The sequence below is a fragment of the Brevibacillus sp. HB1.4B genome (assembly GCF_013284285.1).
Lineage (GTDB): Bacteria > Bacillota > Bacilli > Brevibacillales > Brevibacillaceae > Brevibacillus > Brevibacillus porteri.
Genome location: NZ_JABSUT010000011.1, coordinates 238,893 through 265,717, shown reverse-complemented (window position 1 = coordinate 265,717; position 26,825 = coordinate 238,893). Strand labels below are relative to the sequence as shown.

Sequence of the window (26,825 nt, the reverse complement as noted above, 5' to 3'; positions counted from 1 at the left end):
GCATGTCTATCACATCGGTAACACCCATCTTGGCAATGATCGCTGGCATCATTTTGAGCCTATCGCTCGGTTTTCCGATCGCATGGGGGATTGTTTTTGCGATCTTGGTCACACTGGTTAGTGTAAAAAGATTGGGTTATCCGTGGAAGCAGCAGTTCGTGTTTGGCTGGGAAGGTGTCCAAAAGGCAAAGCCCGTCCTTACGATTCTGTTTTTAGTAGGACTCTTGATTCCGCTTTTAATGATGGGAGGAACTATACCCGCCATCATTTACTACGGATTGTCGATTGTGAATGTCGAGTATTTGTTCGTTCTCTCTTTTCTGTTGACCACAGGCGTCAGTTATTTATTGGGTACATCAATCGGTACGCTGAGTACGATTGGGCTGTCTCTGATGGGCATCGCACACGCAGCAGGGATATCACCTGCGATCGTAGGAGGTGCGCTCATCTCTGGAGCGATGGTGGGGGAACGTTTCTCACCGATATCCAGCAGTCGTTTACTGGTGCTTTCCAATGTCGGTATGACAGAAGAGCAGGAAAGAAGAATACGGCGTCCTGCTTTGCTTACGGTAGCGATTTGCGCGTTACTTTTCCTGATTCTTGATCTGTTTCGACCTCAGGCGAGCTCGACGGATACCATTCAAATGTACCAGGAGCTGTTAGTCAGTCATTTTTCTGTACATTGGCTACTCATGCTGCCTCTCGTCGTGTTAATTGCATCTTTCGCACTGAGAGTAAAAGCTGTGAAGGCATTGTTTTACGGTATCGGAGCCAGTGCGATTCTAGTCGGGATCAATGGGAATTTGGATGTGAAGACGTTTTTTACATCGATGCTAGTTGGATTTGAGCTTCATTCAGGAACGCCGCTGGATCAACTGGTCCATGGGGGCGGGATGTTCGCCATATTCAGTGTTCTGGCGTTAATCATTCTCGCAGGCTTTTTAAACGGCATTTTGAACAGAGCCAATTTATTAACCCCCATCGTAGACAAAATGATGGGCCATACAAAAAATAAGACGGTATTGGTAGCGAAGGCAGCGGCATTATCGCTGTTAGTGGTCATCATCAGCTGTAATCAAACCATTCCAATATTGGTTCTCGGCTCTACTCTTCTCGGACGGTTCTCCCAATGGGAGGGAGGGCGCGAGCTGTTGGGCAAGACGATGTTGGACTCCACAGTTGTCATGCCTGTACTGATCCCATGGAACGGTCTATCGATGATGATGGCACTCACGTTAGGTGTTTCGACGATCCAGACATTGCCCTTTGTGTTTTTTCCAATCTTATTACCGATTGTGACGATATTATCGACCCGCTGTTTTTCGCCAGAGGGCAGGTTTCTCGCGATGAAGAATAAAGCTAGCTAATGAGCAGGAGGTATACATTATGGTAAAAGTAGGTATTAACGGATTTGGTCGTATCGGTCGTAACGTATTTCGTGCAGCACTGAACAATCCGAATGTAGAAATCGTGGCGGTCAATGACCTGACAGATGCACACACACTGGCTCACCTTTTGAAATATGACACCGTTCATGGTGTTCTGAACGTGAGCGTTGAAGCTTCCGAAAACACGCTCATCGTTGACGGCAAAGAAATCAAGGTGTTGGCAGAGCGCGACCCAGCTCAACTCAAATGGGCAGATTACGGTGTTGAAATTGTAGTGGAATCGACTGGACGCTTCACGAAGCGCGAAGATGCAGCGAAGCACCTGGAAGGTGGCGCGAAAAAAGTCATCATCTCCGCTCCAGCAACAAACGAAGACATTACAGTCGTAATCGGTGTAAACGAAGACAAGTACGATCCAGCTCAACACACTGTAATCTCCAACGCATCCTGCACAACGAACTGCTTGGCGCCTTATGCGAAGGTTCTCAATGAAAAATTCGGTATCGTACGCGGATTGATGACAACCGTTCACTCTTACACCAATGACCAACAAATTCTCGACCTGCCGCACAAAGATTTGCGCCGTGCCCGTGCAGCTGCGGAGAACATCATTCCAACCTCTACAGGAGCGGCAAAAGCGGTAGCACTCGTACTGCCTGAGCTGAAAGGCAAGCTGAATGGTTTCGCAATGCGCGTACCAACTCCAAACGTATCCGTAGTAGACTTGGTAGTTGAGTTGAAGACTGATGCAACTGTTGAAGAAATCAACAACGCTCTGAAAGAAGCGGCAGAAGGCCCACTCAAAGGCATTCTCGGCTACTCCGAAGAGCCACTCGTATCGTCTGATTACAATGGAAACCCTGCATCCTCCACAATTGATGCTTTGTCTACAATGGTACTGGAAGGAAACATGGTGAAAGTCGTTTCCTGGTACGATAACGAGTGGGGTTACTCCAATCGTGTCGTAGACTTGTGTCATTATGTTGCACAGCGCGGCTTCTAACACGTAAAATAGAACTGTTGTGGAAAAAAAGGGAGAGCAATCTCCCTTTTCCCATATCTTTTTTCCGAATAAAAAGCCAATGATTTGGGAGGATCGTTCATGAACAAGAAATCTATCCGCGATGTTGAGCTGGCAGGCAAGCGCGTATTCTGCCGCGTCGACTTTAACGTGCCGATGCAGGACGGGGTAATCACCGACGATACACGTATTCGTGCTGCTGTACCAACCATCCGTTTCATGATGGAGGCAGGAGCCAAAGTAATCCTGGCGAGCCATTTTGGGCGTCCTAAAGGCCAAGTAGTGGAAGAGATGCGTCTTACTCCTGTCGCAGCACATCTATCCTCGCTCTTGGGCAAGGACGTGCGTAAGCTGGAGGATTGCCATGGTGCTGACGTAGAAGCGGCAGTAGAACGGATGGAGTCTGGCGACGTCATCCTGTTGGAAAACGTGCGCTTCCATGCGGGAGAAGAAAAGAACGATCCAGAACTGGCAAAAAGCTTTGCGGCCTTGGCTGATCTGTTTGTCAATGATGCTTTCGGGACAGCTCACCGGGCACATGCTTCTACAGCGGGAATCGCTGAGTACATACCAGCAGTTGCAGGCTTGTTGATGGAGAAGGAGATTCGCTTCATGGGCGGAGCCTTGTCCAATCCGGAGCGTCCGTTTACAGCAATTGTCGGCGGTGCAAAAGTAAAAGATAAGATTGCTGTCATTGAAAATTTGTTGACCAAAGTCGATCACCTGATTATCGGCGGCGGTATGGCGAATACATTCCTCAAAGCACAGGGTTACGGTATTGGTGCTTCTCTGTGTGAAGACGACAAGCTCGACCTCGCACGTACGTTGATGGATCAGGCGAAAGAGCGCGGTGTTCAATTGCTGATGCCAGTTGATGTTGTGGTAGCTGACCGTTTTGCGGCAGATGCCGAGAAGCAGGTCGTAGCAATTGATGCGATTCCAGAGGGCTGGATGGCACTCGATATCGGGCCAAAAACAGTAGATCAGTACCACAGCGTCATTGTAGAATCCAAAACAGTGGTGTGGAACGGTCCGATGGGCGTATTTGAAATGGATGCTTTTGCAGGCGGCACGATTGGTGTAGCCAAGGCGATGGCAGTATGCAGCGGTACGACCATCATCGGTGGCGGGGATTCCGTAGCAGCTGTGGAGAAAGCAGGCGTTGCCGAGCAGATGACACACATTTCTACAGGCGGCGGAGCGTCTCTGGAATTCATGGAAGGCAAGGAACTGCCAGGCGTAGCTGTGTTGGCAGATAATCAATAAGAGCGAAGAGGGGGAGTTTGCATGCGAACACCAATTATCGCGGGGAACTGGAAGATGTTCAAGACGATGGCCGAGGCAAGAGCATTTGCGCAGGACGCCAAGGCAGGCAACAATACTTCCGGGGTACAAAAAGTCATTTGCGCACCATTTACAGCGTTGGCTGCACTTAAGGAAGAACTGGCGGGCACGGATATTGCCATCGGCGCGCAAAACATGCATTTTGAAGAGCAAGGTGCTTATACAGGTGAAATCAGCGCGTCTATGCTGAAAGAAATCGGTGTGGAGTACGTGATCCTTGGTCACTCCGAGCGCCGTCAATATTTCAATGAAACAGATGAGACCGTGAACAAAAAGGTTGTAGCCGCATTAGCAGCAGGTCTCGTACCGATTGTGTGCGTAGGCGAGAGTCTGGAGCAGCGGGAAGCGGGCGAGACAGCTGACGTCGTTCGTACGCAGACAGAAGGTGCCTTTGCTGGAGTGGACGCTGCACAAGTGGCAGATACCGTTATTGCATACGAGCCGATTTGGGCGATTGGCACAGGCAAGTCTTCCACGGCAGAAGATGCCAATGAAACGATTGCCATTATTCGTAGCGTAATCGGTGAACGCTTCGGACAAGCGACAGCTGAAAAAGTGCGCATTCAATACGGCGGAAGCGTAAAGCCGGAAAACATCGCAAGCTACATGTCACAGCCGGATATCGACGGAGCATTGGTCGGTGGAGCGAGTCTTGTAGCGGACAGTTACTTGCAGCTAGTGGCAGGAGCTACGTCGCGATAGGAGGAGAAAGCAATGGCACAAAGACCAAAACCGGTTGCCCTTTTGATTGTAGATGGTTTTGCTCTGCGTAACGAGACGCATGGAAACGCAGTAGCACAAGCCAACAAGCCGAATTTCGACCGTTACTGGAACCAATACCCTCACGCGACACTGGAGGCAAGCGGGCTGGCTGTTGGGCTTCCAGAAGGACAGATGGGGAACTCCGAAGTAGGCCATCTCAATATCGGCGCAGGGCGTGTTGTTTATCAGGATTTGACGCGCATTACCAAGTCGATTCAAGAAGGCGCCTTTTTTGAAAACGAAACACTGATCGCTGCTTTCCAGCACGCGAAGCAAAACGGCAAGCAGCTTCATCTGTTCGGGCTTTTGTCCGATGGTGGTGTACACAGTCACATTAACCACCTGTTTGCAATGCTAGAGTTGGCGAAAAAGCAGGACTTTGCGGATGTGTTCATCCACGGTTTCCTCGATGGTCGCGATGTATCGCCTGACAGTGCAGTGGGATATATCGAACAGTTGCAAGCCAAAATCGCAGAGATCGGCGTTGGTCGCATTGCTACCGTACAAGGTCGCTACTACGCGATGGATCGGGACAAACGCTGGGAGCGCGTAGAGAAGGCGTATCGTGCCATGGTGTACGCAGATGCTCCGGCTTATCGTGATCCGGTTCAAGCAGTGAAAGAATCCTACGAAAAGTCCATTATGGATGAGTTCGTCATGCCAACCGTGATTCTCGATGAGGCAGGAAAACCAGTGACGACCGTTCAAAGCGGCGATTCGGTTATTTTTTATAATTTCCGCCCGGATCGTGCGATTCAAATGTCGCAAGCCTTTACGAATGAAGATTTCCGTGGCTTTGACCGCGGAGATGAGCGTCCACGCGATCTGCATTTTGTGTGCCTGACGCATTTTTCCGAGACAGTTGACGGGTATATCGCTTACAAGCCTTCCAATCTGGATAACACGTTGGGAGAGGTGCTTTCCCAGCAAGGCTTGAAGCAGTTGCGCATTGCCGAGACGGAGAAATATCCGCATGTGACGTTCTTCTTCAGTGGCGGGCGTGAAAAGGAGTTTCCAGGTGAGACGCGTATCTTGATTCCTTCGCCAAAAGTGGCGACGTACGATTTGCAGCCGGAGATGAGTGCTCCAGAGCTGACAGACGCGGTTGTCGCTGAGATCGAGGCAGAAAATTTTGATGCGATCATCCTGAACTTTGCCAACTGCGACATGGTTGGTCATTCCGGTATGATGGAGCCAACGATCAAAGCAGTCGAGACGGTCGATGCATGCTTGGGCCGAGTGGTCGATGCCATCGTAGCAAAAGGCGGCGTAGCCGTCATCACAGCTGACCACGGCAACGCGGATCTGATGCTGGATGAAGCGGGACGTCCGATTACTTCACACAGTACGTATCCGGTGCCTGTAATCGTGACTAAAGACGGGGCTGCTCTGCGCGAAGACGGTATTTTGGCCGACTTGTCCCCAACGCTTTTAGAGCTTTTGGGGGTAGCGCAACCGGTTGAAATGACAGGCAAATCGTTACTTGCAAAATAGACTTTACTGGGACACACTGTAAGGGTAGCTTGGCGTTTATCGAAATAGATTGTAAGTGCACATGAAAAAAGGAGATGGACGAGAAATGGCAATGATTACTGACATTTATGCACGCGAAATTATGGACTCCCGCGGTAATCCAACTGTGGAAGTAGAAGTGTATCTCGAAGATGGCTCGATGGGTCGCGCAGATGTTCCATCTGGAGCGTCTACAGGTGCGTATGAAGCAGTTGAGCTTCGCGACGGTGACAAATCCCGCTACTTGGGTAAAGGCGTTCTGAAAGCCGTAGAGAACGTGAATGAAATCATTGCTCCTGAACTGATCGGCATGGACGCTCTCGATCAAGTTGGCATCGATATGGCGATGATTCAGCTCGACGGTACACCAAACAAAGCCAAGCTAGGCGCAAACGCGATTCTCGGCGTGTCCATGGCAGTAGCACGTGCAGCTGCAGACTCTCTCGGCGTTCCTCTCTACAACTACCTCGGTGGCTTCAACGCGAGAATGTTGCCAGTGCCTATGATGAACATCCTGAACGGTGGTAAGCACGCAGACAACACTGTAGACATTCAGGAATTCATGGTCATGCCAGTAGGTGCTACGTCCTTCAAGGAAGCGCTGCGCACAGGTGCGGAAATTTTCCACTCCCTGAAAAAAGTATTGGGTGAAAAAGGTCTGAGCACAGCAGTAGGGGATGAGGGTGGCTTCGCTCCAAACCTGAAATCCAACGAAGAAGCGATCACAACCATTTTGGATGCGATCAAGGCAGCAGGCTATGAGCCAGGCAAAGACGTGTTCCTCGCACTGGACGTTGCAGCTACAGAAATGTTCAAAGATGGCAAATACCACTTCGAAGGCGAAGGCGTTGTGAAAACAACAGAAGAAATGATCGCGTTCTACGAAGATCTGGTAAGCAAATACCCAATCATCTCTATCGAAGACGGTTTGTCTGAAGACGACTGGGATGGCTGGAAAGCACTGACTGACAAGCTGGGTAGCAAAGTTCAGCTGGTAGGCGACGACTTGTTCGTAACGAACACCGAGCGTCTGGCTCGCGGAATCGAAACCTCTACAGGTAACTCCATTCTGGTAAAAGTAAACCAAATCGGTACGCTGACAGAAACCTTCGAAGCAATCGAAATGGCGAAGCTGGCTGGCTATACTGCGGTGATCTCCCACCGTTCCGGTGAAACCGAAGACTCTACGATTTCGGATATCGCAGTGGCTACAAATGCAGGTCAAATCAAGACTGGTGCGCCTTCCCGCACTGACCGCGTAGCGAAGTACAACCAATTGCTGCGTATTGAAGACGAACTCGCTGATACAGCTCGTTTTGGCGGTCGTTCTGCATTCTACAACCTGAAGAAGTAAGCTTACATGATTGATAGATAAAAAGAACAGTGGCAGTCCAGGATGCAAGAAAGTCCGGGACTGCCACTGTTCTTTTTGTAGGATGAAAGAAACATGCCATTGCACTCAAGTTTTTGCATACGAAAAAAGACTGCCCATACTACTGATGGACAGTCTTTTTGTTGTTTGGCGTTTATGACATGGCGAATGCTTTGGGTTCGGCCTGCACAAAGCCCAGGCGGCTTTTACTGTACGGGATGCACATAGGAGTTCCGTACAGCGGGTCTTGCGTAATTTGGCAATCCATATCGAAAACCGTACGGACAAGGTCGGTCGTCAGTACTTCGTTTGGAGCCCCTTCTGCCACTACGGTCTGATTGTGAACGGCAACGATATGATGGGCATAGCGGCAAGCGAGATTCAGATCGTGAAGCACCATGACGATGGTGCGCTGTTCTGTTTGATTCAGTTCAAACAACAGGTCCAAAATCTCAATCTGATGCGACATATCCAAATAAGTCGTAGGCTCATCCAGCAAAATCGTTTCGGTACCTTGGGCGAGCGTCATTGCAATCCAGGCGCGTTGACGTTGTCCGCCAGAGAGACTGTCGACGGCACGGTTAGCCATATCCGTGAGTTGAGTAGCTGCCAATGCTTTGTTGACCATCTGCTCGTCTTCTTCTGACCATTGCTGTAGCCAGTTTTGATAAGGATAGCGTCCTTGTTTGACCAATTGTAGAATCGTTAATCCTTCTGGTGCAGATGGGCCTTGAGGAAGGATGGCAAGACGTTTGGCTACCTCTTTGGTAGAGCGCTTTGCGATTGATTCTCCTTCAAGCAGGATGGCACCTTCCTTTGGTTTGAGTAAACGTGCCAGAGAGCGCAGCAATGTCGATTTGCCACTGCCATTACTACCAATGAAAACAGTTATTTTTCCACGCGGGATGTTTAAATCTAATGCTTCAATGATGTTGCGTTCTCCGTACGATAACGTAAGCCGTTGGGTTTCCAAAGCTTGCATATGGGTTGGACTCCTTTCAAACGCATAGGAAGTTAAAAAATATATTCAGGGCCGCATGTGGCTATGGTGGGAGCAGAATATTTCCAGTCTAGGCTCCAGGCTACGTCCCACTGGAAGCGTGCACTGTCCGCTCCGAAGGACTCCACAAGTCGCTACGTCTGGAAATATTTTTCTCTGGCGTTACTGATCACATTCATCAATCTTTTAAAGGCTTTTTAAAATCCGTATAGCACGACAGCTCGTAGAGGAAACAGGAGAAATAAGCGAAGATCTTTGGCACGTCGACCAAGACGGAATGCAAAAAGCGAAACACCTTCTTAAGCGTCCACCTCTGAAAAACTTCCTGAAAGAACCACTTTGGACGCGGTTTCGCTTTTTGCATGGAGTCGGGCAATGAATCCCTCAGTGGTTGGGACAAGAAGCTGAGCGTTTTCTCCTGTTTCCTCCCCACCACCACAGCGGGACAAAGTTCTTTACTAGCGATTTCGGTTTTTGTACAGCAAGTAGATGAAAAACGGAGCGCCGATGGCAGAGGTGAATACCCCTACAGGCACTTCGATTGGTGAAAAAGCCATCCGTGCAATCAAATCCGCAAGCAATACGATAATGGCACCCAAGAAAGCCGAGAGTGTCATGGCACCGCCAAAGGACGGACCAATCAGTTGTTTGGCAATGTGAGGGGCCAGCAAAGCCACAAAGCTGATGTCTCCTCCAACAGAGACGGCTGTTCCCGTCAAAGCCGCGCAAATCATGAGCAGGAGGAAGCGATCCAATTGCAAGGAACTGCCGAGACTCGTCGCCAGATCATCGCCGAGCTGTTGAATGTTCACGCGTCTAGCAAGTAAGGCGGCTACGAGAATCAGTCCGACGACCCACGGCAAAATCATGAATACGTCGTTCCAGGCAACGCCGTAGATGCTTCCTGTCAGCCAGAGCAATGCCTTATTTTGCAGCAAAAACGGGCTGAACATGATCAGCATGGTGACAATGGCACCCGCTGCGATTTTGATTCCAACACCGATCATGACGAGACGAAGCGGCGTAACGCCTTTTTTCCAAGAGAGGGCGTACAGCAGGAATGTTGTCAATGTCGCTCCCAAAAAAGCGATGGGAGGAAGCCATTTGATGCTCGCTGTTTCAAATAGGATCAAAAAGCCGACTGCAAAAACAGATGCTCCACCGGATACTCCAAGAATATCTGGGGAAGCCAACGGATTGCGGACGAGGCCCTGCATGATGGCACCAGCAACGGCAAGTGCGGCACCTACCAGAATCGCGATGACGATGCGCGGCAGGCGAAATTGCTCCACAATCAAAGCATTCTCTTCTGAACCGATTCCCAACAAAACTTTGATCACATCGAGCGGGGCGATTTTCATTTCACCCATTCCGAGACTGACAACCGCCACTGCGATGACGATCAGCAAGGCGAGTAGCGAAAACCAGATCGTCTTTTTATGTAGCTGAAACGATGAAAAGCGCTTGCCGATGCGAAGAGACAGGTAGTCTTTCATTATTTATCCAGCCCCTTGCGTGCGACATAGATGAAGAAAGGAATCCCGATCAGGGCTGTCATTACTCCAATAGGAACTTCTGAAGGCATTGCGATATACCGAGCGCCGATGTCTGCTAACAGCAGTAGGATGGAACCAAGCAGACCGCTGTACAAAAGCACCCAGCGAGTGTCGATTCCAACGAGATAGCGGGCCAGATGCGGAGTAACCAATCCGACAAAACCAATGGGTCCAGCAACAGCAACCGCGCAACCGGATAAGAGAACAATGACGATTCCAACACTGAATTTGACCAATAATGTGCGTTGTCCGAGACCTTTTGCTACGTCATCACCCATCAATAAGGTTTGAATCGGACGTGCGAGGACAAAAGCAGCGATCCAGGCGATGATCATATAAGGAAAGACAGTGGCTAAATACTCCAGCTTTCTGCCTCCGACTGACCCTGCTAGCCAGAACAGCACCTCGTCAGTAGCTTTTTCATTAAGGACCATCATGCCGTGTCGGATTGAGGAAGCCAAAGCGGTGATAGCTGCACCCGCTAGAACCAGCTTCACAGGTGAAAGCCCATCTCTGCCGAATGAACCGAGCAAGTAAACGATCAAACCTGCTACAGCGGCTCCTAAAAAGGAAATCCACGTAAACTGAGTCAAGGAGCTGATTCCGACAAAAGTAACGGCGAACACAACAAAAAGAGAAGCACCTGCATTAAGACCGAACAGTTCAACGTCTGCAACAGGGTTTCTCGTCAAGGATTGGAGCAGAGTTCCGGCCAAGCCGAGGCAAAAACCGACCGTAAGCGCATTGAGCACACGCGGTACTCGCACTTCTTTAATGACAATGTGCTCATTGGAGCCGTTGAAATTCGTGTAGGCATCAATCGCAGTTTGCCAACTTGTGTCAATGACGCCAAAGATGAGGCTGGCATAACTGAGGTAAGTCAGGAGAAGAAGGGCGAATACCACTCCCAGAATTTTACGAAAGTTGCTAGCTAAAAAAGAATTCATGATGGCTACATCCTTATTTCTTAGATGGTTTCATAGTTAAGTGTAGAGCTACATAAAGGAAGTGTCAATGACGTTGATAGTCATTATCATTTTGTGATTGACTTTTGACAAGCAGGGGAGTAGGATAGACTCTGTCATTGATATGAATTCTCATTATAGAAAAGGGAAAGGGGTCCTTTCATCATGTTTTCTCGTACATATCGGACCGCAAGCGGTAAAGCTTTCTTTGCTGTCTTAATGGCGCTCTTGCTGGTTGTTACAGGTTGTGGTACTCCGCAAGCAAGTGAACAAAAGCCGGCAGAACAAAAGCCTGCTGATCAAGCAACAGGCAATTCGGAGGGTTCCGGCCAAAGCTACACAGTGAAACACGCGATGGGCGAAACAACCATTAAAGGTACACCAGAACGCATCGTCATGTTGACCAACCAAGGTACAGAAACCTTGATGGCTCTTGGTGTGAAGCCAGTAGGGGCTGTAGGCTCGACCGTTGATCCTACTCAATTCTACGATTTCACCAAGTCTTTCCTTGAGGGTACAAAATCCGTAGGTACAGAAGGTCAACCTAACCTGGAAGCAATCGCTGCACTGAAACCTGACCTGATTCTGGGTATGAAATTCCGTCACGAAAAAATTTATCAACAATTGACTGCAATTGCTCCAACGGTATTCGTTGACGAGCCACGCGGCGACTGGAAAGAAAACTTCTCCTTGTTCTCAGAAGCAGTAAACAAAAAGGCTGAGGGTGAAAAAGTCCTCGCTGACTGGAACAAGCGCGTAGAAGAATTCAAAACAAAAGCTGGCGACAAGCTGAACACGAAAGTATCCGTTGTACGCTTCATGCCAGGTAAAGTTCGCATCTACTACAAAAACACCTTCACTGGCGCGATCTTCAAAGACCTTGGCCTGGCACGTCCAGCTTCCCAAGACAAAGACGATTTCGCAGCAGAAGTAACCAAAGAGCGCATTCCAGAAATGGACGGCGACATCATGTTCTACTTCACGTACGAAACAGGCAAAGGCGAAGCTTCCAAGCTGGAGCAAGAGTGGACGAACGATCCTCTCTGGAAAAACCTGAACGTCGTGAAAAACAATAAAGCATTCAAAGTGGATGACACCATCTGGAATACTTCCGGTGGCGTAATCGCAGCCAATAAAGTACTGGATGAGCTGGAAGGCTACATCATCGGTAAATAATGAAAAAAAGACGGGACTGATGCTCCCGTCTTTTTTGTGTGGTTATCCTGCCATGTTGTTGAATGTTCCTCGTGGGTAGTAAATGTTTACGTGATCGATGTAGAGGGTGTTTGGGTCATCGGTCATGATACCTGAGAAAATGAATTTTAATTCATAATCAGGGGTTACCTTGTAGGTGTAGATGGTTTGGCCGCCTGTTGTGGTTTTGCTAGCTGGCTCCCCAAGTGTTTCACGCACCTCGGCAAGTGTGATTGCTTGCAGGCGTGGGTCGTAGGAGCGAATATCAACGATCTGCATTCCTTTGTTAAAGGCGAAGACTAGATTGAGATCCCGGTACGTATTGTACGTGATGCCATTGATGAAGGAGACGACATCCGGTTTGCCCAGCTGTTTTTCTGCGTCATCGAACATATCTTTTTCTACACGATACTGACTGCCAAAGGTTTGGCCTTTCCGGGCGAGATCACGCACGCTTTGCAAAATCTCGGCATTGTTCGCATACAGCATGAGATTTTTGTTTCCTTGCGGGTAATACAGATGGTATTCAACAAGAATCAGGTCTTCCTTGTTCGTGCTTTTTGTTCCTTGGAAGTGGAATTTCACCTGATAGTTGTTTGTGACATCGTAGGTGTAAATCGTTTGATTACCAAACTCGCTGATACGCCCTGGCTTTCCCCAGCTCTTTTCGACGGCAGACAGGCTAATTTGTTGCAAACGTAAATCTGTCCTGTGCATGTCTACGATCTGCATACCTTTGTTGTAGCCAAATACGACTTCTTTTTTCGGGTAGGCGGAGTAGATCAATCCATTTGCCGTGTAGGTTTTCTCAGGTTTTCCCCAGCCCTTTTCGACTTCATCTACCGTTTTTTCTAGAACGAAAGGAAGGGAGATAACTCTGCCTTCTTTCGCATTTGAGCGAATTTGTGACAAGAGCTCCTCTGACTGCGGAGATGGCGGTGTCGTTACGCTGTTGTTTGGACCCGGTCCCGGAGAAGCAGTAGGAGAGCCAGGAGCAATAGGCGCAACGGTGCCCGGCATTGTACTCTGTTGTTGATTCGTAAGGAGTGAGGCTCCCAGCCAGACGGTCACAGCAAGTACCGAGCAGAGGGCCAATCCCTTTCCAAGCGCAGAGAAACCACGATAAGAAGCAGTCCCCCCAGATTTGCTCACATTTGTTTGGCGAATAGCAGAAACGATCTCGTGCTTTTGTTCTCCGCTCATTTTCATATCCGGCATCCCTTTCAATTTAGCTAGTAAGTCATGGTCTGAATTAGATCGCATCGCCAATCATCTCCTTTTTCTCACGCTCAAGTATTTCCCTGACAGCCTTCATGGCACGGTGCAGTGTCACGTTTACTTTGTTTTCGGACCACCCAAGTATTTCAGCCGTCTCCTTGGAGGACAGTCCTTTGACTCCACGCAAAATGAGCACCTCGCGAAAAGCGGGCTTTACTTCACGGATTGCATGATAAAGTGCTTGGTGCTCCTCATGTACATGCAGAATTTCTTCCGGTGTTTTTTCTTCCGTCTCTATATTCGCCAGCCATTTATCTGGCAGCCAATTACGAAGACGTTGCTTTCGTTTATGATCGATGGCGGTATTCCTCGCGATCGTCAATAGCCATGTTTTCGGTTGCGATCTGCCTTCGAATGCATCCAGAGACCGAAGCGCTTTTAAAAAGACATCCTGGACGAGGTCTTCTACATCGCGGGTTCCTGTGTAGTAAATAAGAAATTTGTAAATATCATCGCCATAGCGCAGGAACCATTGCTCCATTAAACCGTTTTTGTCCATAGCTGAACCACCTTTTGTACGTTCTACTTGTAATTTGACGACTCAGGGTGCATTTCATTACAAAAACAAAAAAACTGCCGGAAGCAAAGGTCCGGCAGTGTGTGCATTTACGAGTGGAGCATGGAATCCCGAGTAAACCAGAGCTGATAACTGAGCACGCTGATTAGAACCGCCGAAATAGCCGCAGAGGAGCTGAAGCTGAGCATAATGAGGATTTGGTAGCGCACGGCCTCGATGGGACTGGCACCTGCGACGATCATTCCAGTCATCATCCCTGGCAATTGGACGAGTCCGATTGTTTTCATCGTGTCAAAGGTAGGAATCATGCTCGCTTTGACAGCGCGCTTCAACACCACATGCACGGCTTGGCGTGTAGTGGCTCCCAGACAAAGCAGTGTTTCGATTTCCCCACGAGAGGCTTCTACTTCTCTGTTCATATGCGTGAGAAAAAGGCTCGTGACGATCATAGAGCTGCCTATAATCATGCCGCTCATCGGGATGAGGTACTGCGGCGTAGGAGAGACAAGCCCGAGTACAACCAACAGTCCCATGGTGATGATCTCTGTTATCGCAAGTGAAAGGGAGATCCGCCAAAAGATCCCCGATAAATGCTTCGCTCTGCTGGCAGCGTTCCACGAAGCGACCAAGATCATCATGAGAATGATCACGAAAATAAACCAGACACTATCGGCAGCAAAGACAAAATGTAGGACATAGCCGATCGCGAGCAACTGAACGGTCGAACGGATGGTGCCAATCAAAATGTCTTTTTCCAAACCGAGCTTCTGCCAAACAGAGAGCAGAAGGGCAATGAAAACAAAGGCATAGGCAAAGAGTAGCCACATGTATGAAAACGTAAAAGTATGCGTCATCGCTGCACCTCACTTAAGGCAGCAAAGACATTTCCATCTTGCAAAAATTCACGAGCTTCAACGGATTGGGGCGAGTGGAAAAACGCTTCACATTCAGCATCTTCTGCGAGCTGGTGGTTGGCCATAAACCAAATGCGCTTGCAAGCCACTCGCGCTTCTTCTAAATCATGCGTGACCCAAATTAAGGTCGTGCCCGTTTGCCGGTGCAAATCGACGAGGAGACGCTCAGCAGCCTGCTTGCTTTTCATATCGAGTGAAGCGGTGACCTCATCCAGCAGCAGGACAGGTGGCTGAAGCAACAAGCTGCGAACGAGAGCGAGTCGTTGTTTTTCACCACCGGACAGTTGAGCGGCTGGTTTTGACCAATCGATCTCTTCCATATATAACTGCTCCATCAAGTCAGAGGCGAGCTTCTTATCAAAAGGACGTTGATGCAAGGTACTTACTGTCCGCAGGTTGTCTTCCACACTGCCTGGCAGCATAACAGCCTGCTGTGCCACATAACTGATTTTCATTCGCCAAGCTTTCGCGTCCCACAATGACATTTCTTTATTCTCTAAAAAAACCTTACCGGCATCAGGGTGCAGAAGACGACCCAAAATACGGAGCAAGGTGCTTTTTCCTTGGCCTGATCTTCCTAGAATTCCAATAATCGTAGGTTCTTTAATACTAGCGTTTACGTCACGAAACAACCATGTACTCGTGGGAGAGTGGATTTGTTTCCCCAAAGCTTCGATCTTGATGGTCATATGTAAAAGCCTCCCCATTAACGCGGAAAACACCGAAGAGGACGAGTCTTCGGTGTTTCTTTCTTACTGGCTATCTATGTACTTATTTTTTCTCCGACAGCCACTGTGAAACCGCTTGAATTTCTGGTTGTTTCTTCAGCATTCCAGGAGGCATACCGCCCTTACCATCTTTGATGATTTTAGCAATGTCGTCAGCGCTGAGCGTCGCTCCAATTTTCGTCAGGTTTGGACCTGCAATGCCTTCGAGATTTTGACCGTGACAGGAAGCGCAATTTTGTTTAAATACAGCAGCAGCGTCAATTTGTGCAGTTGGTGCGCCGCCACCATTGGCTTCTTCGCCATGTTTTGGTGGGAAAATGATTGAACCTACAAGTGCGATGAGAAAAACTAGAAACAAGATACCAAACGAAGTGAAAAAGGCCTTCGCGGAATCAATTACATCGTTTTGATTCATGTCTTTTTTGTTGGACCCAGCCATCTGACAAAGACCTCCCAAAGCAAATAATAAAGTTTCATGGTAATTTTACGGCAAAAGTTTGACAATATCAAGGAGACTACCAAACAAGACAAAGAAAGTACACAATTTGCCATTATTTCGTAAAAACACGTTGCTCTTATTCTACCTTATAACGGTCAATATTATTTGAAAGAATTTCTCTTATAAATGGAAGGGATAGCGGGTTGCTGTTACCAGACAAGTGTGATAAAGTTGTTGTATTGGTTTTTTCCGCCTTGGAAATACGTTTTGAGGTGAATGAAAATGGCATTGGCTGCGAAAATTTTACTTGTGATCGCAAGTATTGGCTTAATTATCGTCGTGTTGCTGCAATCGGGAAAAAGTGCCGGCCTTTCCGGAGCGATTGGTGGCGGCGCAGAGCAACTGATGGGCAAACAAAAAGCCCGCGGGATTGACGCACTTTTAGGGAAACTGACCGTTGTATTTGCGGTTGGCTTCATGATTTTTGCGATTTTGCTCGGGTATTTCTTGAAATCAGGAGCGTAATAGACGAACGGCCGAAAGACAGCGAGTGCAACTTGCTGTCTTTTTCTCTATTCCGATTGCGATATGCAGGAACGGTGAATACTACATAATAGGATGGTCATGGAGAAACGCGGGAATGCCACGCGAAAAAGGAGGTTTGTGAATGGAAGACCAAGAAAAAATACTCGCGTTTATGCGAGAGCAAGCATACCACCCGATGACGGTGAGGGAACTGGAAGAAGCGTTTGGAATCAAGGATTCTGTCACGTTCAAGGAGCTTGTGAAAACGCTGAATGCACTGGAAGCGAGCGGAGAGGTGATCCGCACCAGAGCGAATCGGTATGGCGTGCCTGAAAAAATGAATCTGGTACGCGGACGTCTGCAAAGTCATCCGAAGGGCTTTGGATTTGTGATCCCGGAGACACCTGACTCGGATGACGTATATGTACATGCGAATGATATGAATGGTGCACTCCATGGCGATACGGTTTTTGTCCGCGTGGAAAAAGAAGCGGGCGGCAATCGCCTGGAAGGGCAGATCATCCGCATTGTCGAGCGCGGAATCAAGCAGGTTGTAGGGACATTCAAGGATGAGAGGCATTACGCGTTTGTCATCCCCGACGAAAAGCGAATCGGCAAAGATATTTTTATCCCGAAGGACTCCTTTAATGGAGCAGTAGATGGTCACAAGGTAGTCGTGAACATCGTTCGCTATCCAGAGGGGCGTGTGAATCCAGAGGGTGAAGTCGTCGAGATTCTCGGACATAAGAACGATCCGGGCGTCGATATTCTGTCGATCATCCGTAAGTTTAACTTGCCTGAGGCTTTTCCTGAGGACGTATTAGCTGAGGCTGAGGCGGCACCAGATGAGATATCCGAGGAAGAGATCAAGGGTCGGCGTGACTTACGTGATCGTATGATGGTCACCATTGATGGAGCAGATGCCAAAGACTTGGATGATGCGGTGTCTCTTGAGAAGCTGCCAAATGGAAACGTAAGACTCGGTGTGCATATCGCTGACGTGAGTTATTACGTTCGCGATAAGTCCCAGCTGGATAATGAGGCGTATCGTCGCGGTACCAGTGTCTACTTGGTTGACCGCGTCATTCCGATGCTGCCACATCGCTTGTCCAACGGAATATGCAGTCTCAATCCGCAGGTGGATCGCTTGACGATTTCTTGTGATATGGAGATGGATGCAGGCGGGAACACCGTTAAGTACGATATATTTTTGAGCGTGATTCGTACAGATGAGCGCATGACGTATGCGGATGTACGAAGTATTTTGGACGACAAGGACGAAGCGCTGATCGAGAAGTACAGCCAACTCGTCCCGATGTTCGAGGAAATGAAGAATTTGGCATTGAAGTTGCGTGGAAAACGTATGCAGCGTGGTGCCATTGACTTTGACTTCCGCGAAGCGAAAATTTATGTGGATGAAGCGGGTACACCTACGGAAATCGGCTTCCGCACGAGATCGATTGCGGAGCAGATCATCGAAGAGTTCATGCTCGCTGCCAACGAAACAGTGGCGGAGCACTTCCACTGGATGAAGCAGCCGTTCATGTACCGGATTCACGAAGACCCGAACGCTGAAAAGCTCATGGCCTTCATGGAGTTCATCACGAATTTTGGCTACTCGATCCGCGGGAAGGGCAATTCTGTTCATCCACGTGCGTTGCAGCAGCTGCTGGAAGAGGTAAAAGGAACGCCGGAAGAAATTATTATCAGCACCGTCATGCTGCGTTCGATGAAGCAAGCGCGTTACGACGCGGAAAGTCTGGGGCATTACGGCTTGTCTACGGAGTTTTATACCCATTTCACTTCGCCGATTCGCCGTTATCCCGACCTGATCGTCCACCGCCGTATTCGCGAATGGATCGAGTTGGGGAATCAAATATCAGAAAAACGTCTGGGGTACTGGGCAGAGCAAATGCCAGTAATCGCAGAGCATGCGTCACAGCGTGAACGGTTGGCTGTCGATGCCGAGCGTGAAACAGACGATCTGAAAAAAGCGGAGTTCATGCTTGAGCGAGTGGGAGAAGAATTCGAAGGTGTCATCTCCAGCGTCACTTCGTTTGGGATTTTTGTCGAGCTGCCTAATACCATTGAAGGCTTGGTGCACGTCAGCTTTTTGACCGACGACTACTATCATTACCATGAGAAAATGTTTGCGCTGGTCGGTGAGCGTACTGGAAAGCAGTACCGGATCGGGGATGTCGTCGAGGTACGTGTAGCGAATGTCAACGTGGATGAACGCACCATCGACTTCGAAATCGTCGGGATGCCGAAGGCTGGCTTCCGTGGTAGCCGTGAGCGTACGCCTCGCGTAATAGATGGTCGCGGTGGGGATCGTAAGCCGACACGTGGCAAGCAACAAGATCGTTCACGTGCAGGCCGTCCAGATCGTCCTGGCAGACCAGATCGACCAGATCGACCAGATCGTCAAAAGGACAAAAAGCATCCGGCGGAAATCCGGCAGAAATACAAGGATCGCCGCAAAGCGGAAGGGAACAAACCTCCTCGTCGTACTGGATCGGGCAAAGCATCGAACGGTGAAGAAGTGCTGCCAATCGGTACAGGAGAAGGAGATACCCCAGCGAAACGCCAGAAGGGATTCTGGGAAGATCTCGTCAAGTCCAAGAAAAAGAATCGCAAAAATGTAGCCAGTCAGGTGAAACGGAAACGCCGTTAAACAATTGTTTAAACCCCGAAAAGTACTCGGAGCGATCCGTTTCCCTTTTCGGGGATGGCTATTTACCGGGTAAATGACTTGCCACAATGGGCAAAATTTGCTAGACTAACTGGTACGAAACGCAGTACGTACAAGTGAGGTGATCTCCATGTCAAAAGAGAAGGCCGGAACCAAGACAATCGCCCAAAACCGAAAAGCGCGCCACGATTACCACATCGAGCAAGTATACGAGGCAGGCATTGAGCTGACCGGTACGGAGATCAAGTCCGTGCGTGCGGCGCGTGTCCAGCTCAAGGACAGCTTTGCCCGTGTTCAGAATGGCGAATTGCTTCTGTACAATGTGCACATCAGTCCGTACGAGCAGGGAAATCGTTTTAACCATGAGCCAGAGCGGACTCGCAAGCTGCTGATGCGCCGCTTGGAAATCCTCAAGCTCAATGGTCTGATTCGCGAAAGAGGCTACTCACTGGTCCCGCTCAGCATTTATTTGAAGGGCGGCTGGGCCAAGGTCGAGCTCGCACTTGTCAAAGGGAAAAAGAACTACGACAAGCGCGAAGACCTCAAGAAAAAAGAGTCTGCGCGTGATATCGATCGTGCTCTGCGCGAACGTCAAAAAGGTTGATTGGATTGCACTGGCAGGCTTGGCAGCAATCAACGTTGAGTTTTGGTTGTCGCCTGTGCTATATTTAATAAGCAACAACAAGCCAATACACTGTTCAATATAGTCTAGGTGCGGATTTAATGGCTCTTCACCTAGACTTTTTCTCACCTACCTGGGGGCGTTCTGGATTCGACGGGGATGGTAGAGCATGAGAAGCGAGCCGGGGGGCTGCGGACCTCGTCAACAACGCGGAACGCCATTAACTGGCAACAAACAACTTTCTCTCGCTGCTTAATAACCAGTGAGGCGCTACCATTCCATCGCCCATGTGGCATGACTAGCGCTCAACTTTAGTGGGATACGCCGGAGGCTTCCGCCTGGAGCCGAAGGAAGAAGATCAATCAGGCTAGGTAACGGGTCAGCGCGTCACTCCGCGAATCCGTACCGAAATTTAAATGAGTGACTGCGCTCGGAGATGCTCATGTATCGCTGTTTTCGGACGGGGGTTCGAATCCCCCCGCCTCCACCAAATACATAAAGTGAAGCCACCTGATGAGGGTGGCTTTTTTGTGTTTATGGGGGAACTGTTCTCTGGGCATACTGGCGTGAAAACCACTATCCTCTATAAGTAAGGATATAGAAGTCTGATGTAGCGGTTGTAATGCCCCAGCCTGGTGGAATTGGGGTAATTTTTGCGGTCTGTACGGTCTGTCCAAAGCTTGCCCCTCCTACATACTTCAGTTGATAAAAATCTGAAGTTGCTAGAGTAATCACCCAGTTTTCTGGAACTTGGGTTATTTTTGCGGTCTGAATGGTATATCCGAAGCTTGCTCCTCCTACATACGTCCATACAAAGAAATCACTTGTTGCAACAGTGATCACCCAGTCTTTTGGAATGGGGGTCGTTCTAGCAGTCTGTACTGTCTGACCCAACTTTGCTCCACCTACATATTGGATGACGTAGTAGTCACTCATTACTGTTGTAATGACCCAATCTGGAGGAATAGGAGTTGATTTCGAAATTTGTCTTGTAGCTCCAAAATTAACACTAGTTACTCTTGATACTTTATGAGAGTCGGTTGAATGATTTTGAAGTAACGTTTCCTGAGAAGAAGATGTTGTGAGTTCAGTAGCCTTGGTAGGAATGGATAGTGACATTGTAACTACTAGTAGACCTAAAGCAGAAACCATACTTTTTTTAAGCATGACCAAAACACCCTTTCATAAGAAATATTTTCTGTTAGGATTCGCTTTTGTTTCATTAAGCTCCTTCGATTATTTGGTGTTATTTCAATATTTTGACATAAAATGTTATAGACTTAATGGTGGCTTAACGATCTCCTTCCTAGACATAGAGCCTACCCCATCGTATGGATTACCTTTTTCGTGATCGCTTCAAAATTTCTTCCAATAAACTTCGCGCCTACATCACCGTAGTGGTAGAACTCCATGGCGGCAACTACGATTTGGTAGAAAAAGCACTTAGTAAGATTGATTCAATCGAGCATCGCCACTAAAAAAGCAAACGCAATCTGCATCGGAGCTCTTACTTCTAGCTCACTTGCCTCGTTCGTTTTCTGATTCGGTGAGGGAAAGCTGTGTCTCACGAAACCGATCTACAAGAAGGACTGTCCCGATTTAACGATCGAGACAGTCCTTCTTTGCGCTACGACTCCAGGCGTGACGAAGCAAGCCTATTTCTTCAATATAACCCACTCGACAATCACAAAATTAAGAATAAGCCCAGCCCAAATGTTTACATTCAAAACCTCTCCAATGACGGTTTCCATACCATGCGGAATAGAAAAACCGTGAAAAATAAAGTACAGTAGGAGTAGTACTGGCACCAATAGACGCGCGCTTATGGCAACTAATGTCATTCCAAAACTGCGAATCATCCACTTTCGGTGTTCCTCATATTGCTTGTTGATGGCGGTACGGTACCCTTTCCAGCAAGTGAACAGCCAAGCGAAAGATAAGACAAGGAAGCTTGTTGCCTTCATGAAATTTTCTGCATAAAAAATACCCCCAAAAGAGAGCAGTCCGCTGATAAACACACTGTACACATAAACCCTCCCAAGAAAACGATGTATCCTTGGGTTCTTTAGGCGAATTCGGTCGACAAACTGGAAAAAGCCAGTGAGAAGAGCAATGAAAGCAGAAACGATATGAGCAACTAATAAAGGATATTGAAGAGAACCGGAAATAATCGTTATGCGGCTGTTTGCAGGATCTAATGTTAAATAGGGAGCCATAAATGGAAGGATAACCACTAGCGATACAAGAAATAATCCCCACCAAATTTTAGGAAGTTTCTCAAGCACGTAAAAGCCTCTCCCCTCTGAATAATTTGCTTACCCCCATCCTAAACTTAATTTCAAAACAAACCCTAAACGATTTCTAAAAAAAGGATAAAAACTAGGGGAGGGGGCAAAACAAATGATTCAACAGCCTGACAATGAGTTGCAGGAGGGACATGCTGATGCAGGGAGGGAGTAAAGGAGGATATCCCGTTCATTGCATAAAAAAACAAAGACCAACATAGTAAATATCGCCGGTCTTTGACTCATTATCAGATATTAATTGGGCTCTAACACAAAGTAATACGGTTTGGAGAGAAGATTGTGCAAATGATCGCGTACTTCCACGTTTGGCAATCGGTTTAATGATTCGCTAATTTCTCGGTTCATGTCGGCGTACTGGATTTCATACTGCTCTTCCAGGCCCACTTTTTGTTTCTCCTCGTGAATGACGCTAGCCAAACGCTTCGCTATCCCAAATAGCTCTTGATTGGTCTCGCCATAACCAGGTTCATTAGCGTTTGCCAAATATCCGCGCATCTCTGCCAATCGAGACAGGGTATCGCGCCAGTTCCATACTTGAATATTTTTTTCTCTTGTTTGAGAGCATATCTCAACAAAAGGATTTTTCGATAACAAATCTTCTAATGTACTCCATGAATCTGGTCGCAGGGATTCTTCGAGTTTTTGCAGGCAGTACGCATCAGGAGAGAGTAACTCTACCACTTCACGAAACGCTGGAATCGAGTTTCGTTGATAGCTTTTGATTCCCCACAAGCTATGTACCTGCAATGCCGTAGCAAATGACTTGCAGTGAGTATCGAGTTCTTGTAATTGTTCCTCATCTAGCTTATGACTAGCAAGAATCCTCGCTTTTACCTCATTATCAGGGATGTTTTCATTCGCTTCGCCTAATTGCATGTTTCTTTTGATGTACGTTCGAACCGTGTCTTTTGGTATCGATCTATCCTCTAGATTGCCGAGAATTCCAAATCGATAAGAGATAAACTCCTCGAATCCTTTACTACTTCCGAATCCATCATCAATGGCATGCAAATCTGGTTGCACTTCCATCATTTCAGCGAGCACCTGCTCCTCAAGTCCATAAATGCATGCTTCGATATGTGTCCAGTAGCTTCTGCATTCGTCTTCGCTCCCCAGTACACGTTGGTAGACGTCATGGAAGAAGAGGATATGAGCAATTTCGTGGAAGTAATTTTGAAAAGGAAACTTGATGTGACTTCCTTCCAAATACGATCCTGCATTTTGATAGATCCGTCCATGTTCTGGTCGGAATAACGTTGGTAGCGTCGAGTGTAAATCTAAGTATAATCCAATCCCTTCATTGTAACTATGTGCCCAAACAGCTAAATAGGTTGGGCTTAACAACAAAGCGATGGAGTGATTGGTAATTTGAACGGGCAAATTGAAATAGCCGCCGTTTATTTGAGGCTGCAAGCTTAACCAGGTCATCCCAACTGCTAGAGCCTGATATAAAGGAAATTCACCATCCGCTGCTGCTTCTCTACAATAACGTTGAAATTGACGTATATCGCTTACAATTCCATGGTTGTTAAAACCGTAGTTACCCTCGAATTGCTCAAGTCCCTCAATAAAATCCTCTGGTGATACCGTTAAAAATACGTTAATTCCATCCACCCATAGATCGGAACCGATCTCTGATTCTAGCCATGCGTCTGCGTCCACGGCAAGCTCTCTCAACTGATGATATCTTTCCAACAAATGCGCTTGATTCATAAACTGCACCATCCTGTCATGTTTGCTTACTGCCTGGAAAGTGAGAACTTTATGCAAAAAATTCAAGAGCACACGAGGTGCTCTTGAACAATTGATTACATTCTACATGCAATTGTTAAAATTGGAAGAGGAAGCAATTTCATTTCTTGAACGTTTTGATTATTAGAAAGTTGTGCTTTCACTACCTTTTTCATCGGCAATCCCGTCCTTCCTAGTTTTTATAATTTTATGGAAATCACGAATGCTTTTTGATTCTCTTACAAGCACACATCAACAACTACACGCCATTTCAGCGCTTTCATTTCTTGCACTTGTTTGTTCTTGTTTACTGCTACTTTTACGACCTTCTTCATGAGTTTACATCTCCTTTCCATAGAGGTAGAATTATATGACCTTTCTATCAACAAAAGGCTTAATTGTAATTATAAGGAAAATTGACAATTCATTTCAAGTTAAGAAAAATAAATATTTTCTGAAATATATAAATTTGGTTAATGGCGGCTTATTCCAGGGAAGGTACTTCCTGCTGCGACAATAGGGGTGCTTGTAGTAAACTGTATCAGGGGTGTAAGCTTGATTTCCGGCAACTTGGAGTAACTGAGCTTATAGCGATTGGAGTGTCTTTCTCTTGCAAGCGGAGCGGTACTTTGAGTTATGTATGTTTGAAAAGAATGTTTATTTAGAGTATAGTATCAGAATGAATAAATGAGGGTTGGGTAAGCAACCATCTGAATGAACATTTATGAATGAGAGATAGAGAACAATTAGGAGGATTTTTGTGTCACAGAAAGCGCCATTTTCTTTTGTAGTTACGATAGGATTCATGTTATTTGCTTTGTTTTTTGGAGCGGGTAATTTAATTTTTCCGCCCATGCTTGGCCAATTAGCAGGAACAAATGTATGGATAGCCAATGCAGGTTTTTTAGTTACAGGGGTCGGGTTACCTTTGTTAGCGATCACAGCCTTTGTTTATTCGGGAAAAGACGACTTGCGCTCTTTAGCCAGTCGCGTGCATCCCGTATTCGGAATGGTATTCACGATTGTTCTATATCTAGCAATCGGTCCGTTTTTTGCGATACCGAGATCAGGCAATGTATCGTTTGATATTGGGGTAAAGCCTTTCCTATCAGAACAGGCAGGTCCGGCACCGCTGATTCTATTTACCATCCTGTTTTTCGCAATTGCCTGCTTCTTATCGCTCAATCCTATGAAAATTATCCATGTAGTCGGAAAAATCTTAACTCCAATTAAATTAACGTTTATTGGAATTATTGCAGTAACGGCTATTATTTATCCAATTGGAGCCCTTCAAGCCCCGCAAGCAGATTATACATCCCATGTATTTTTCAAGGGTTTTCAAGAAGGGTATTTAACATTGGATGCGCTTGTAGCTTTTGTTTTTGGAATGATCATCGTGAATGCGATTAAAGAAAAGGGAGTTACTGCAAAAAAACAAGTATTGGCTGCGTGCGCAAAAGCAACAATGATAGCCGGTTTACTTCTCGCACTTTTCTATACCGCACTTTCCTTTATGGGTGCCTCTAGTGTAGAAAAGTTGGGCCACTTAGAAAATGGTGCTGAAGTTTTGGCGAAAGTTTCGAATTACTACTTTGGTTCTTATGGTGCCATTTTATTGGGATTAATGATTACAGTGGCATGTTTGACTACTAGTGTAGGACTTATTACAGCCTGCTCTTCCTTTTTTCATGCATGGTTTCCGAAGATCTCTTACAAAAAATTCGCGGTTATTTTGTCTGTTTTCAGTACACTCGTTGCCAATATTGGATTAACGCAACTCATTAAGGTCTCCGTTCCGATCTTAATGACCATGTATCCGATTGCGATCTCGTTACTCTTCTTGACGTTTCTGCACAAAGCATTCAATGGCAGACCAGAAGTGTATCAAGGAAGTTTACTTTTCACTTTTCTGATTAGTCTGTTTGATGGCTCAAAGGCTGCTGGATTCGAAAACAGTGTTGTCTATCATTATTTTACTCAGTACCTACCACTGTATGACGTAGGTTTGGGCTGGTTGCTGCCTTCTCTTATAGGCGGGGTATGCGGATACATGATCAGTGTATTCCGGAAGAATACGTACCACGTTCAAAAACAAAAAGAGGCATGAAAATAACGTACAAACCCGTCTCTTATCATATAGGAGACGGGTTTTGTTCATAAGTCAATCAGCATCGAGTGAGAGTTAAAAATATTTTTATTTTTCTAAAGTTTACAGATTGGAATTACTCATTTTATGGTATTCTATTTTTTGCGATGGATGTCATATATATGGGGTGCATAGGGTGAAAGGGCACACGACAGAGAAAGAACGGACGATTTTTGATCATACTGGAAATAGGATCAAGACAGAAGATCGAGAGATTCGAATTCTTACTAAGTATGAGGAACCACTGGTTGTCGTGTTAGGAAATGTGCTTAGCGATAGCGAATGCGATGAGCTAATCGAACATTCCAGAGAACGATTGCAACGTTCAAAAATAGGCGAAGATCGTTCAGTCAATTCTATTCGAACGAGCAGCGGGGTGTTCTGCGAGCAGACGGAGACGATTACAAGAATCGAGAAGCGGATCTCCCAAATCATGAACATTCCGATTGAGCATGGTGATGGCTTGCAAGTTCTACGATATACCCCTGGCCAAGAATATAAACCCCATTATGATTTCTTTGCAGAAACGAGTCGAGCAAGTACGAACAATCGCATTAGTACGCTCGTAATGTATTTGAATGATGTGGAGCAAGGCGGAGGAACGGTGTTCCCTTTGCTTAATTTATCTGTTTTCCCTACCAAAGGCATGGCTGTCTACTTTGAATATTTTTATAGCAATCAAGAATTAAACGAGTTCACTTTGCATGCAGGGACACAAGTGATCCATGGGGAAAAGTGGGTCGCAACGATGTGGATGAGAAGACAAAGCTTTCGGGTCTCCTAGATAATGATGTCCTACGCTATTGATAGGAA

24 protein-coding genes and 1 other RNA gene are annotated in these 26,825 nt (G+C 47.1%); 14 read left to right on the top strand and 11 right to left on the bottom strand.

The window, feature by feature from the left end; translation table 11 throughout:
* Positions 1-2 precede the first annotated feature (2 nt).
* The 6 genes from HP398_RS24640 (at position 3) to eno (ending at position 7,381) form a co-directional block, all read left to right on the top strand.
* Positions 3-1,367, top strand: coding sequence for a Na+/H+ antiporter NhaC family protein (locus HP398_RS24640; protein WP_173623922.1), 1,365 nt, complete (start codon positions 3-5; stop codon positions 1,365-1,367).
* A 19-nt stretch (positions 1,368-1,386) separates the two neighbouring features.
* Complete coding sequence (gap, locus tag HP398_RS24635; RefSeq protein ID WP_007720484.1) at positions 1,387-2,391, top strand: type I glyceraldehyde-3-phosphate dehydrogenase; 1,005 nt, start codon at positions 1,387-1,389, stop codon at positions 2,389-2,391.
* Positions 2,392-2,490: 99 nt separating this feature from the next.
* The gene (locus tag HP398_RS24630) at positions 2,491-3,675 is read left to right on the top strand and encodes a phosphoglycerate kinase (RefSeq protein ID WP_173623921.1); all 1,185 of its coding nucleotides are present in this window, start codon (positions 2,491-2,493) and stop codon (positions 3,673-3,675) included.
* A gap of 21 nt (positions 3,676-3,696) precedes the next feature.
* Positions 3,697-4,455, top strand: coding sequence for a triose-phosphate isomerase (tpiA, locus tag HP398_RS24625; protein ID WP_173623920.1), 759 nt, complete (start codon positions 3,697-3,699; stop codon positions 4,453-4,455).
* A 12-nt stretch (positions 4,456-4,467) separates the two neighbouring features.
* A complete protein-coding gene (gpmI, locus tag HP398_RS24620; protein WP_173623919.1) occupies positions 4,468-6,009 on the top strand; it encodes a 2,3-bisphosphoglycerate-independent phosphoglycerate mutase in 1,542 nt (513 codons plus the stop codon).
* 85 nt (positions 6,010-6,094) lie between these two features.
* The gene (eno, locus tag HP398_RS24615; RefSeq protein WP_069851539.1) at positions 6,095-7,381 is read left to right on the top strand and encodes a phosphopyruvate hydratase; all 1,287 of its coding nucleotides are present in this window, start codon (positions 6,095-6,097) and stop codon (positions 7,379-7,381) included.
* A gap of 172 nt (positions 7,382-7,553) precedes the next feature.
* On the opposite strand, the gene HP398_RS24610 is transcribed toward eno, so the two are convergent.
* From HP398_RS24610 to HP398_RS24600, 3 genes are all read right to left on the bottom strand, one after another.
* The gene (locus tag HP398_RS24610; protein ID WP_017251641.1) at positions 7,554-8,381 is read right to left on the bottom strand and encodes an ABC transporter ATP-binding protein; all 828 of its coding nucleotides are present in this window, start codon (positions 8,379-8,381) and stop codon (positions 7,554-7,556) included.
* A gap of 476 nt (positions 8,382-8,857) precedes the next feature.
* On the bottom strand, positions 8,858-9,895 hold the full coding sequence (locus HP398_RS24605) for a FecCD family ABC transporter permease (RefSeq protein WP_173623918.1): 1,038 nt from the start codon (positions 9,893-9,895) through the stop codon (positions 8,858-8,860).
* The gene (locus tag HP398_RS24600; protein WP_173623917.1) at positions 9,895-10,902 is read right to left on the bottom strand and encodes a FecCD family ABC transporter permease; all 1,008 of its coding nucleotides are present in this window, start codon (positions 10,900-10,902) and stop codon (positions 9,895-9,897) included. The genes HP398_RS24605 and HP398_RS24600 overlap by 1 nt, the downstream gene beginning before the upstream one ends.
* A gap of 183 nt (positions 10,903-11,085) precedes the next feature.
* Here HP398_RS24600 and HP398_RS24595 point away from each other — a divergent pair, with 183 nt between their 5' ends.
* Positions 11,086-12,096, top strand: a complete 1,011-nt coding sequence (locus tag HP398_RS24595; protein ID WP_017251645.1) for an ABC transporter substrate-binding protein — start codon at positions 11,086-11,088, stop codon at positions 12,094-12,096.
* Positions 12,097-12,138: 42 nt separating this feature from the next.
* Here HP398_RS24595 and HP398_RS24590 read toward each other — a convergent pair whose 3' ends face one another.
* The 5 genes from HP398_RS24590 to HP398_RS24570 form a co-directional block, all read right to left on the bottom strand.
* Positions 12,139-13,377, bottom strand: a complete 1,239-nt coding sequence (locus HP398_RS24590; RefSeq protein ID WP_173623916.1) for a YjgB family protein — start codon at positions 13,375-13,377, stop codon at positions 12,139-12,141.
* Positions 13,367-13,891 carry an RNA polymerase sigma factor gene (locus tag HP398_RS24585; protein WP_173623915.1) on the bottom strand — a complete coding sequence of 175 codons (525 nt, stop codon included), beginning with the start codon at positions 13,889-13,891 and terminating at the stop codon, positions 13,367-13,369. The genes HP398_RS24590 and HP398_RS24585 overlap by 11 nt, the downstream gene beginning before the upstream one ends.
* Before the next feature lie 107 nt (positions 13,892-13,998).
* Entirely contained in the window at positions 13,999-14,763 is a 765-nt protein-coding gene (locus HP398_RS24580; protein ID WP_173623914.1) for an ABC transporter permease, read from the bottom strand.
* Positions 14,760-15,512, bottom strand: coding sequence for an ABC transporter ATP-binding protein (locus HP398_RS24575; RefSeq protein ID WP_173623913.1), 753 nt, complete (start codon positions 15,510-15,512; stop codon positions 14,760-14,762). The genes HP398_RS24580 and HP398_RS24575 overlap by 4 nt, the downstream gene beginning before the upstream one ends.
* Before the next feature lie 82 nt (positions 15,513-15,594).
* Positions 15,595-15,990: a YqzM family protein gene (locus tag HP398_RS24570; RefSeq protein ID WP_007728788.1), complete on the bottom strand. Its 396-nt coding sequence runs from the start codon at positions 15,988-15,990 to the stop codon at positions 15,595-15,597.
* 282 nt (positions 15,991-16,272) lie between these two features.
* Here HP398_RS24570 and secG point away from each other — a divergent pair, with 282 nt between their 5' ends.
* The 4 genes from secG to ssrA all read left to right on the top strand — a co-directional run bounded on the left by secG (position 16,273) and on the right by ssrA (position 20,319).
* Positions 16,273-16,515 carry a preprotein translocase subunit SecG gene (secG, locus tag HP398_RS24565; RefSeq protein WP_007728789.1) on the top strand — a complete coding sequence of 81 codons (243 nt, stop codon included), beginning with the start codon at positions 16,273-16,275 and terminating at the stop codon, positions 16,513-16,515.
* Between the two features lie 142 nt (positions 16,516-16,657).
* On the top strand, positions 16,658-19,189 hold the full coding sequence (rnr, locus tag HP398_RS24560) for a ribonuclease R (RefSeq protein ID WP_173623912.1): 2,532 nt from the start codon (positions 16,658-16,660) through the stop codon (positions 19,187-19,189).
* A gap of 148 nt (positions 19,190-19,337) precedes the next feature.
* Positions 19,338-19,811 (top strand): SsrA-binding protein SmpB, encoded by a 474-nt coding sequence (gene smpB, locus HP398_RS24555; protein WP_017251652.1) that lies wholly within the window; start codon positions 19,338-19,340, stop codon positions 19,809-19,811.
* 153 nt (positions 19,812-19,964) lie between these two features.
* Positions 19,965-20,319: a transfer-messenger RNA gene (gene ssrA, locus HP398_RS24550) on the top strand.
* A gap of 86 nt (positions 20,320-20,405) precedes the next feature.
* Here ssrA and HP398_RS24545 read toward each other — a convergent pair.
* Positions 20,406-20,996 (bottom strand): hypothetical protein, encoded by a 591-nt coding sequence (locus HP398_RS24545; protein ID WP_173623911.1) that lies wholly within the window; start codon positions 20,994-20,996, stop codon positions 20,406-20,408.
* Between the two features lie 164 nt (positions 20,997-21,160).
* Here HP398_RS24545 and HP398_RS31040 point away from each other — a divergent pair, with 164 nt between their 5' ends.
* A complete protein-coding gene (locus tag HP398_RS31040) occupies positions 21,161-21,307 on the top strand; it encodes a hypothetical protein (RefSeq protein ID WP_254476342.1) in 147 nt (48 codons plus the stop codon).
* 177 nt (positions 21,308-21,484) lie between these two features.
* On the opposite strand, the gene HP398_RS24535 is transcribed toward HP398_RS31040, so the two are convergent.
* Entirely contained in the window at positions 21,485-22,114 is a 630-nt protein-coding gene (locus HP398_RS24535) for a DUF2306 domain-containing protein (RefSeq protein ID WP_173623910.1), read from the bottom strand.
* 255 nt (positions 22,115-22,369) lie between these two features.
* Positions 22,370-23,848, bottom strand: coding sequence for a hypothetical protein (locus HP398_RS24530; protein ID WP_254476340.1), 1,479 nt, complete (start codon positions 23,846-23,848; stop codon positions 22,370-22,372).
* A 778-nt stretch (positions 23,849-24,626) separates the two neighbouring features.
* On the opposite strand from HP398_RS24530, the gene brnQ reads away from it, so the two are divergent.
* Both brnQ and HP398_RS24520 read left to right on the top strand, forming a co-directional pair.
* On the top strand, positions 24,627-25,973 hold the full coding sequence (gene brnQ / locus HP398_RS24525) for a branched-chain amino acid transport system II carrier protein (protein WP_173623908.1): 1,347 nt from the start codon (positions 24,627-24,629) through the stop codon (positions 25,971-25,973).
* Positions 25,974-26,148: 175 nt separating this feature from the next.
* A complete protein-coding gene (locus HP398_RS24520) occupies positions 26,149-26,796 on the top strand; it encodes a 2OG-Fe(II) oxygenase (RefSeq protein ID WP_017251696.1) in 648 nt (215 codons plus the stop codon).
* Positions 26,797-26,825: the final 29 nt, after the last annotated feature.

What these genes read in the sequence shown, in the direction of transcription:
- HP398_RS24640 (WP_173623922.1), top strand. Translation starts at nt 3, where the DNA reads ATGTCTATCACATCGGTAACACCCATCTTGGCAATGATCGCTGGCATC.
- gap (WP_007720484.1), top strand. Translation starts at nt 1,387, where the DNA reads ATGGTAAAAGTAGGTATTAACGGATTTGGTCGTATCGGTCGTAACGTA.
- HP398_RS24630 (WP_173623921.1), top strand. Translation starts at nt 2,491, where the DNA reads ATGAACAAGAAATCTATCCGCGATGTTGAGCTGGCAGGCAAGCGCGTA.
- tpiA (WP_173623920.1), top strand. Translation starts at nt 3,697, where the DNA reads ATGCGAACACCAATTATCGCGGGGAACTGGAAGATGTTCAAGACGATG.
- gpmI (WP_173623919.1), top strand. Translation starts at nt 4,468, where the DNA reads ATGGCACAAAGACCAAAACCGGTTGCCCTTTTGATTGTAGATGGTTTT.
- eno (WP_069851539.1), top strand. Translation starts at nt 6,095, where the DNA reads ATGGCAATGATTACTGACATTTATGCACGCGAAATTATGGACTCCCGC.
- HP398_RS24610 (WP_017251641.1), bottom strand. Translation starts at nt 8,381, where the DNA reads ATGCAAGCTTTGGAAACCCAACGGCTTACGTTATCGTACGGAGAACGC.
- HP398_RS24605 (WP_173623918.1), bottom strand. Translation starts at nt 9,895, where the DNA reads ATGAAAGACTACCTGTCTCTTCGCATCGGCAAGCGCTTTTCATCGTTT.
- HP398_RS24600 (WP_173623917.1), bottom strand. Translation starts at nt 10,902, where the DNA reads ATGAATTCTTTTTTAGCTAGCAACTTTCGTAAAATTCTGGGAGTGGTA.
- HP398_RS24595 (WP_017251645.1), top strand. Translation starts at nt 11,086, where the DNA reads ATGTTTTCTCGTACATATCGGACCGCAAGCGGTAAAGCTTTCTTTGCT.
- HP398_RS24590 (WP_173623916.1), bottom strand. Translation starts at nt 13,377, where the DNA reads ATGCGATCTAATTCAGACCATGACTTACTAGCTAAATTGAAAGGGATG.
- HP398_RS24585 (WP_173623915.1), bottom strand. Translation starts at nt 13,891, where the DNA reads ATGGACAAAAACGGTTTAATGGAGCAATGGTTCCTGCGCTATGGCGAT.
- HP398_RS24580 (WP_173623914.1), bottom strand. Translation starts at nt 14,763, where the DNA reads ATGACGCATACTTTTACGTTTTCATACATGTGGCTACTCTTTGCCTAT.
- HP398_RS24575 (WP_173623913.1), bottom strand. Translation starts at nt 15,512, where the DNA reads ATGACCATCAAGATCGAAGCTTTGGGGAAACAAATCCACTCTCCCACG.
- HP398_RS24570 (WP_007728788.1), bottom strand. Translation starts at nt 15,990, where the DNA reads ATGGCTGGGTCCAACAAAAAAGACATGAATCAAAACGATGTAATTGAT.
- secG (WP_007728789.1), top strand. Translation starts at nt 16,273, where the DNA reads ATGGCATTGGCTGCGAAAATTTTACTTGTGATCGCAAGTATTGGCTTA.
- rnr (WP_173623912.1), top strand. Translation starts at nt 16,658, where the DNA reads ATGGAAGACCAAGAAAAAATACTCGCGTTTATGCGAGAGCAAGCATAC.
- smpB (WP_017251652.1), top strand. Translation starts at nt 19,338, where the DNA reads ATGTCAAAAGAGAAGGCCGGAACCAAGACAATCGCCCAAAACCGAAAA.
- HP398_RS24545 (WP_173623911.1), bottom strand. Translation starts at nt 20,996, where the DNA reads ATGCTTAAAAAAAGTATGGTTTCTGCTTTAGGTCTACTAGTAGTTACA.
- HP398_RS31040 (WP_254476342.1), top strand. Translation starts at nt 21,161, where the DNA reads ATGGATTACCTTTTTCGTGATCGCTTCAAAATTTCTTCCAATAAACTT.
- HP398_RS24530 (WP_254476340.1), bottom strand. Translation starts at nt 23,848, where the DNA reads ATGAATCAAGCGCATTTGTTGGAAAGATATCATCAGTTGAGAGAGCTT.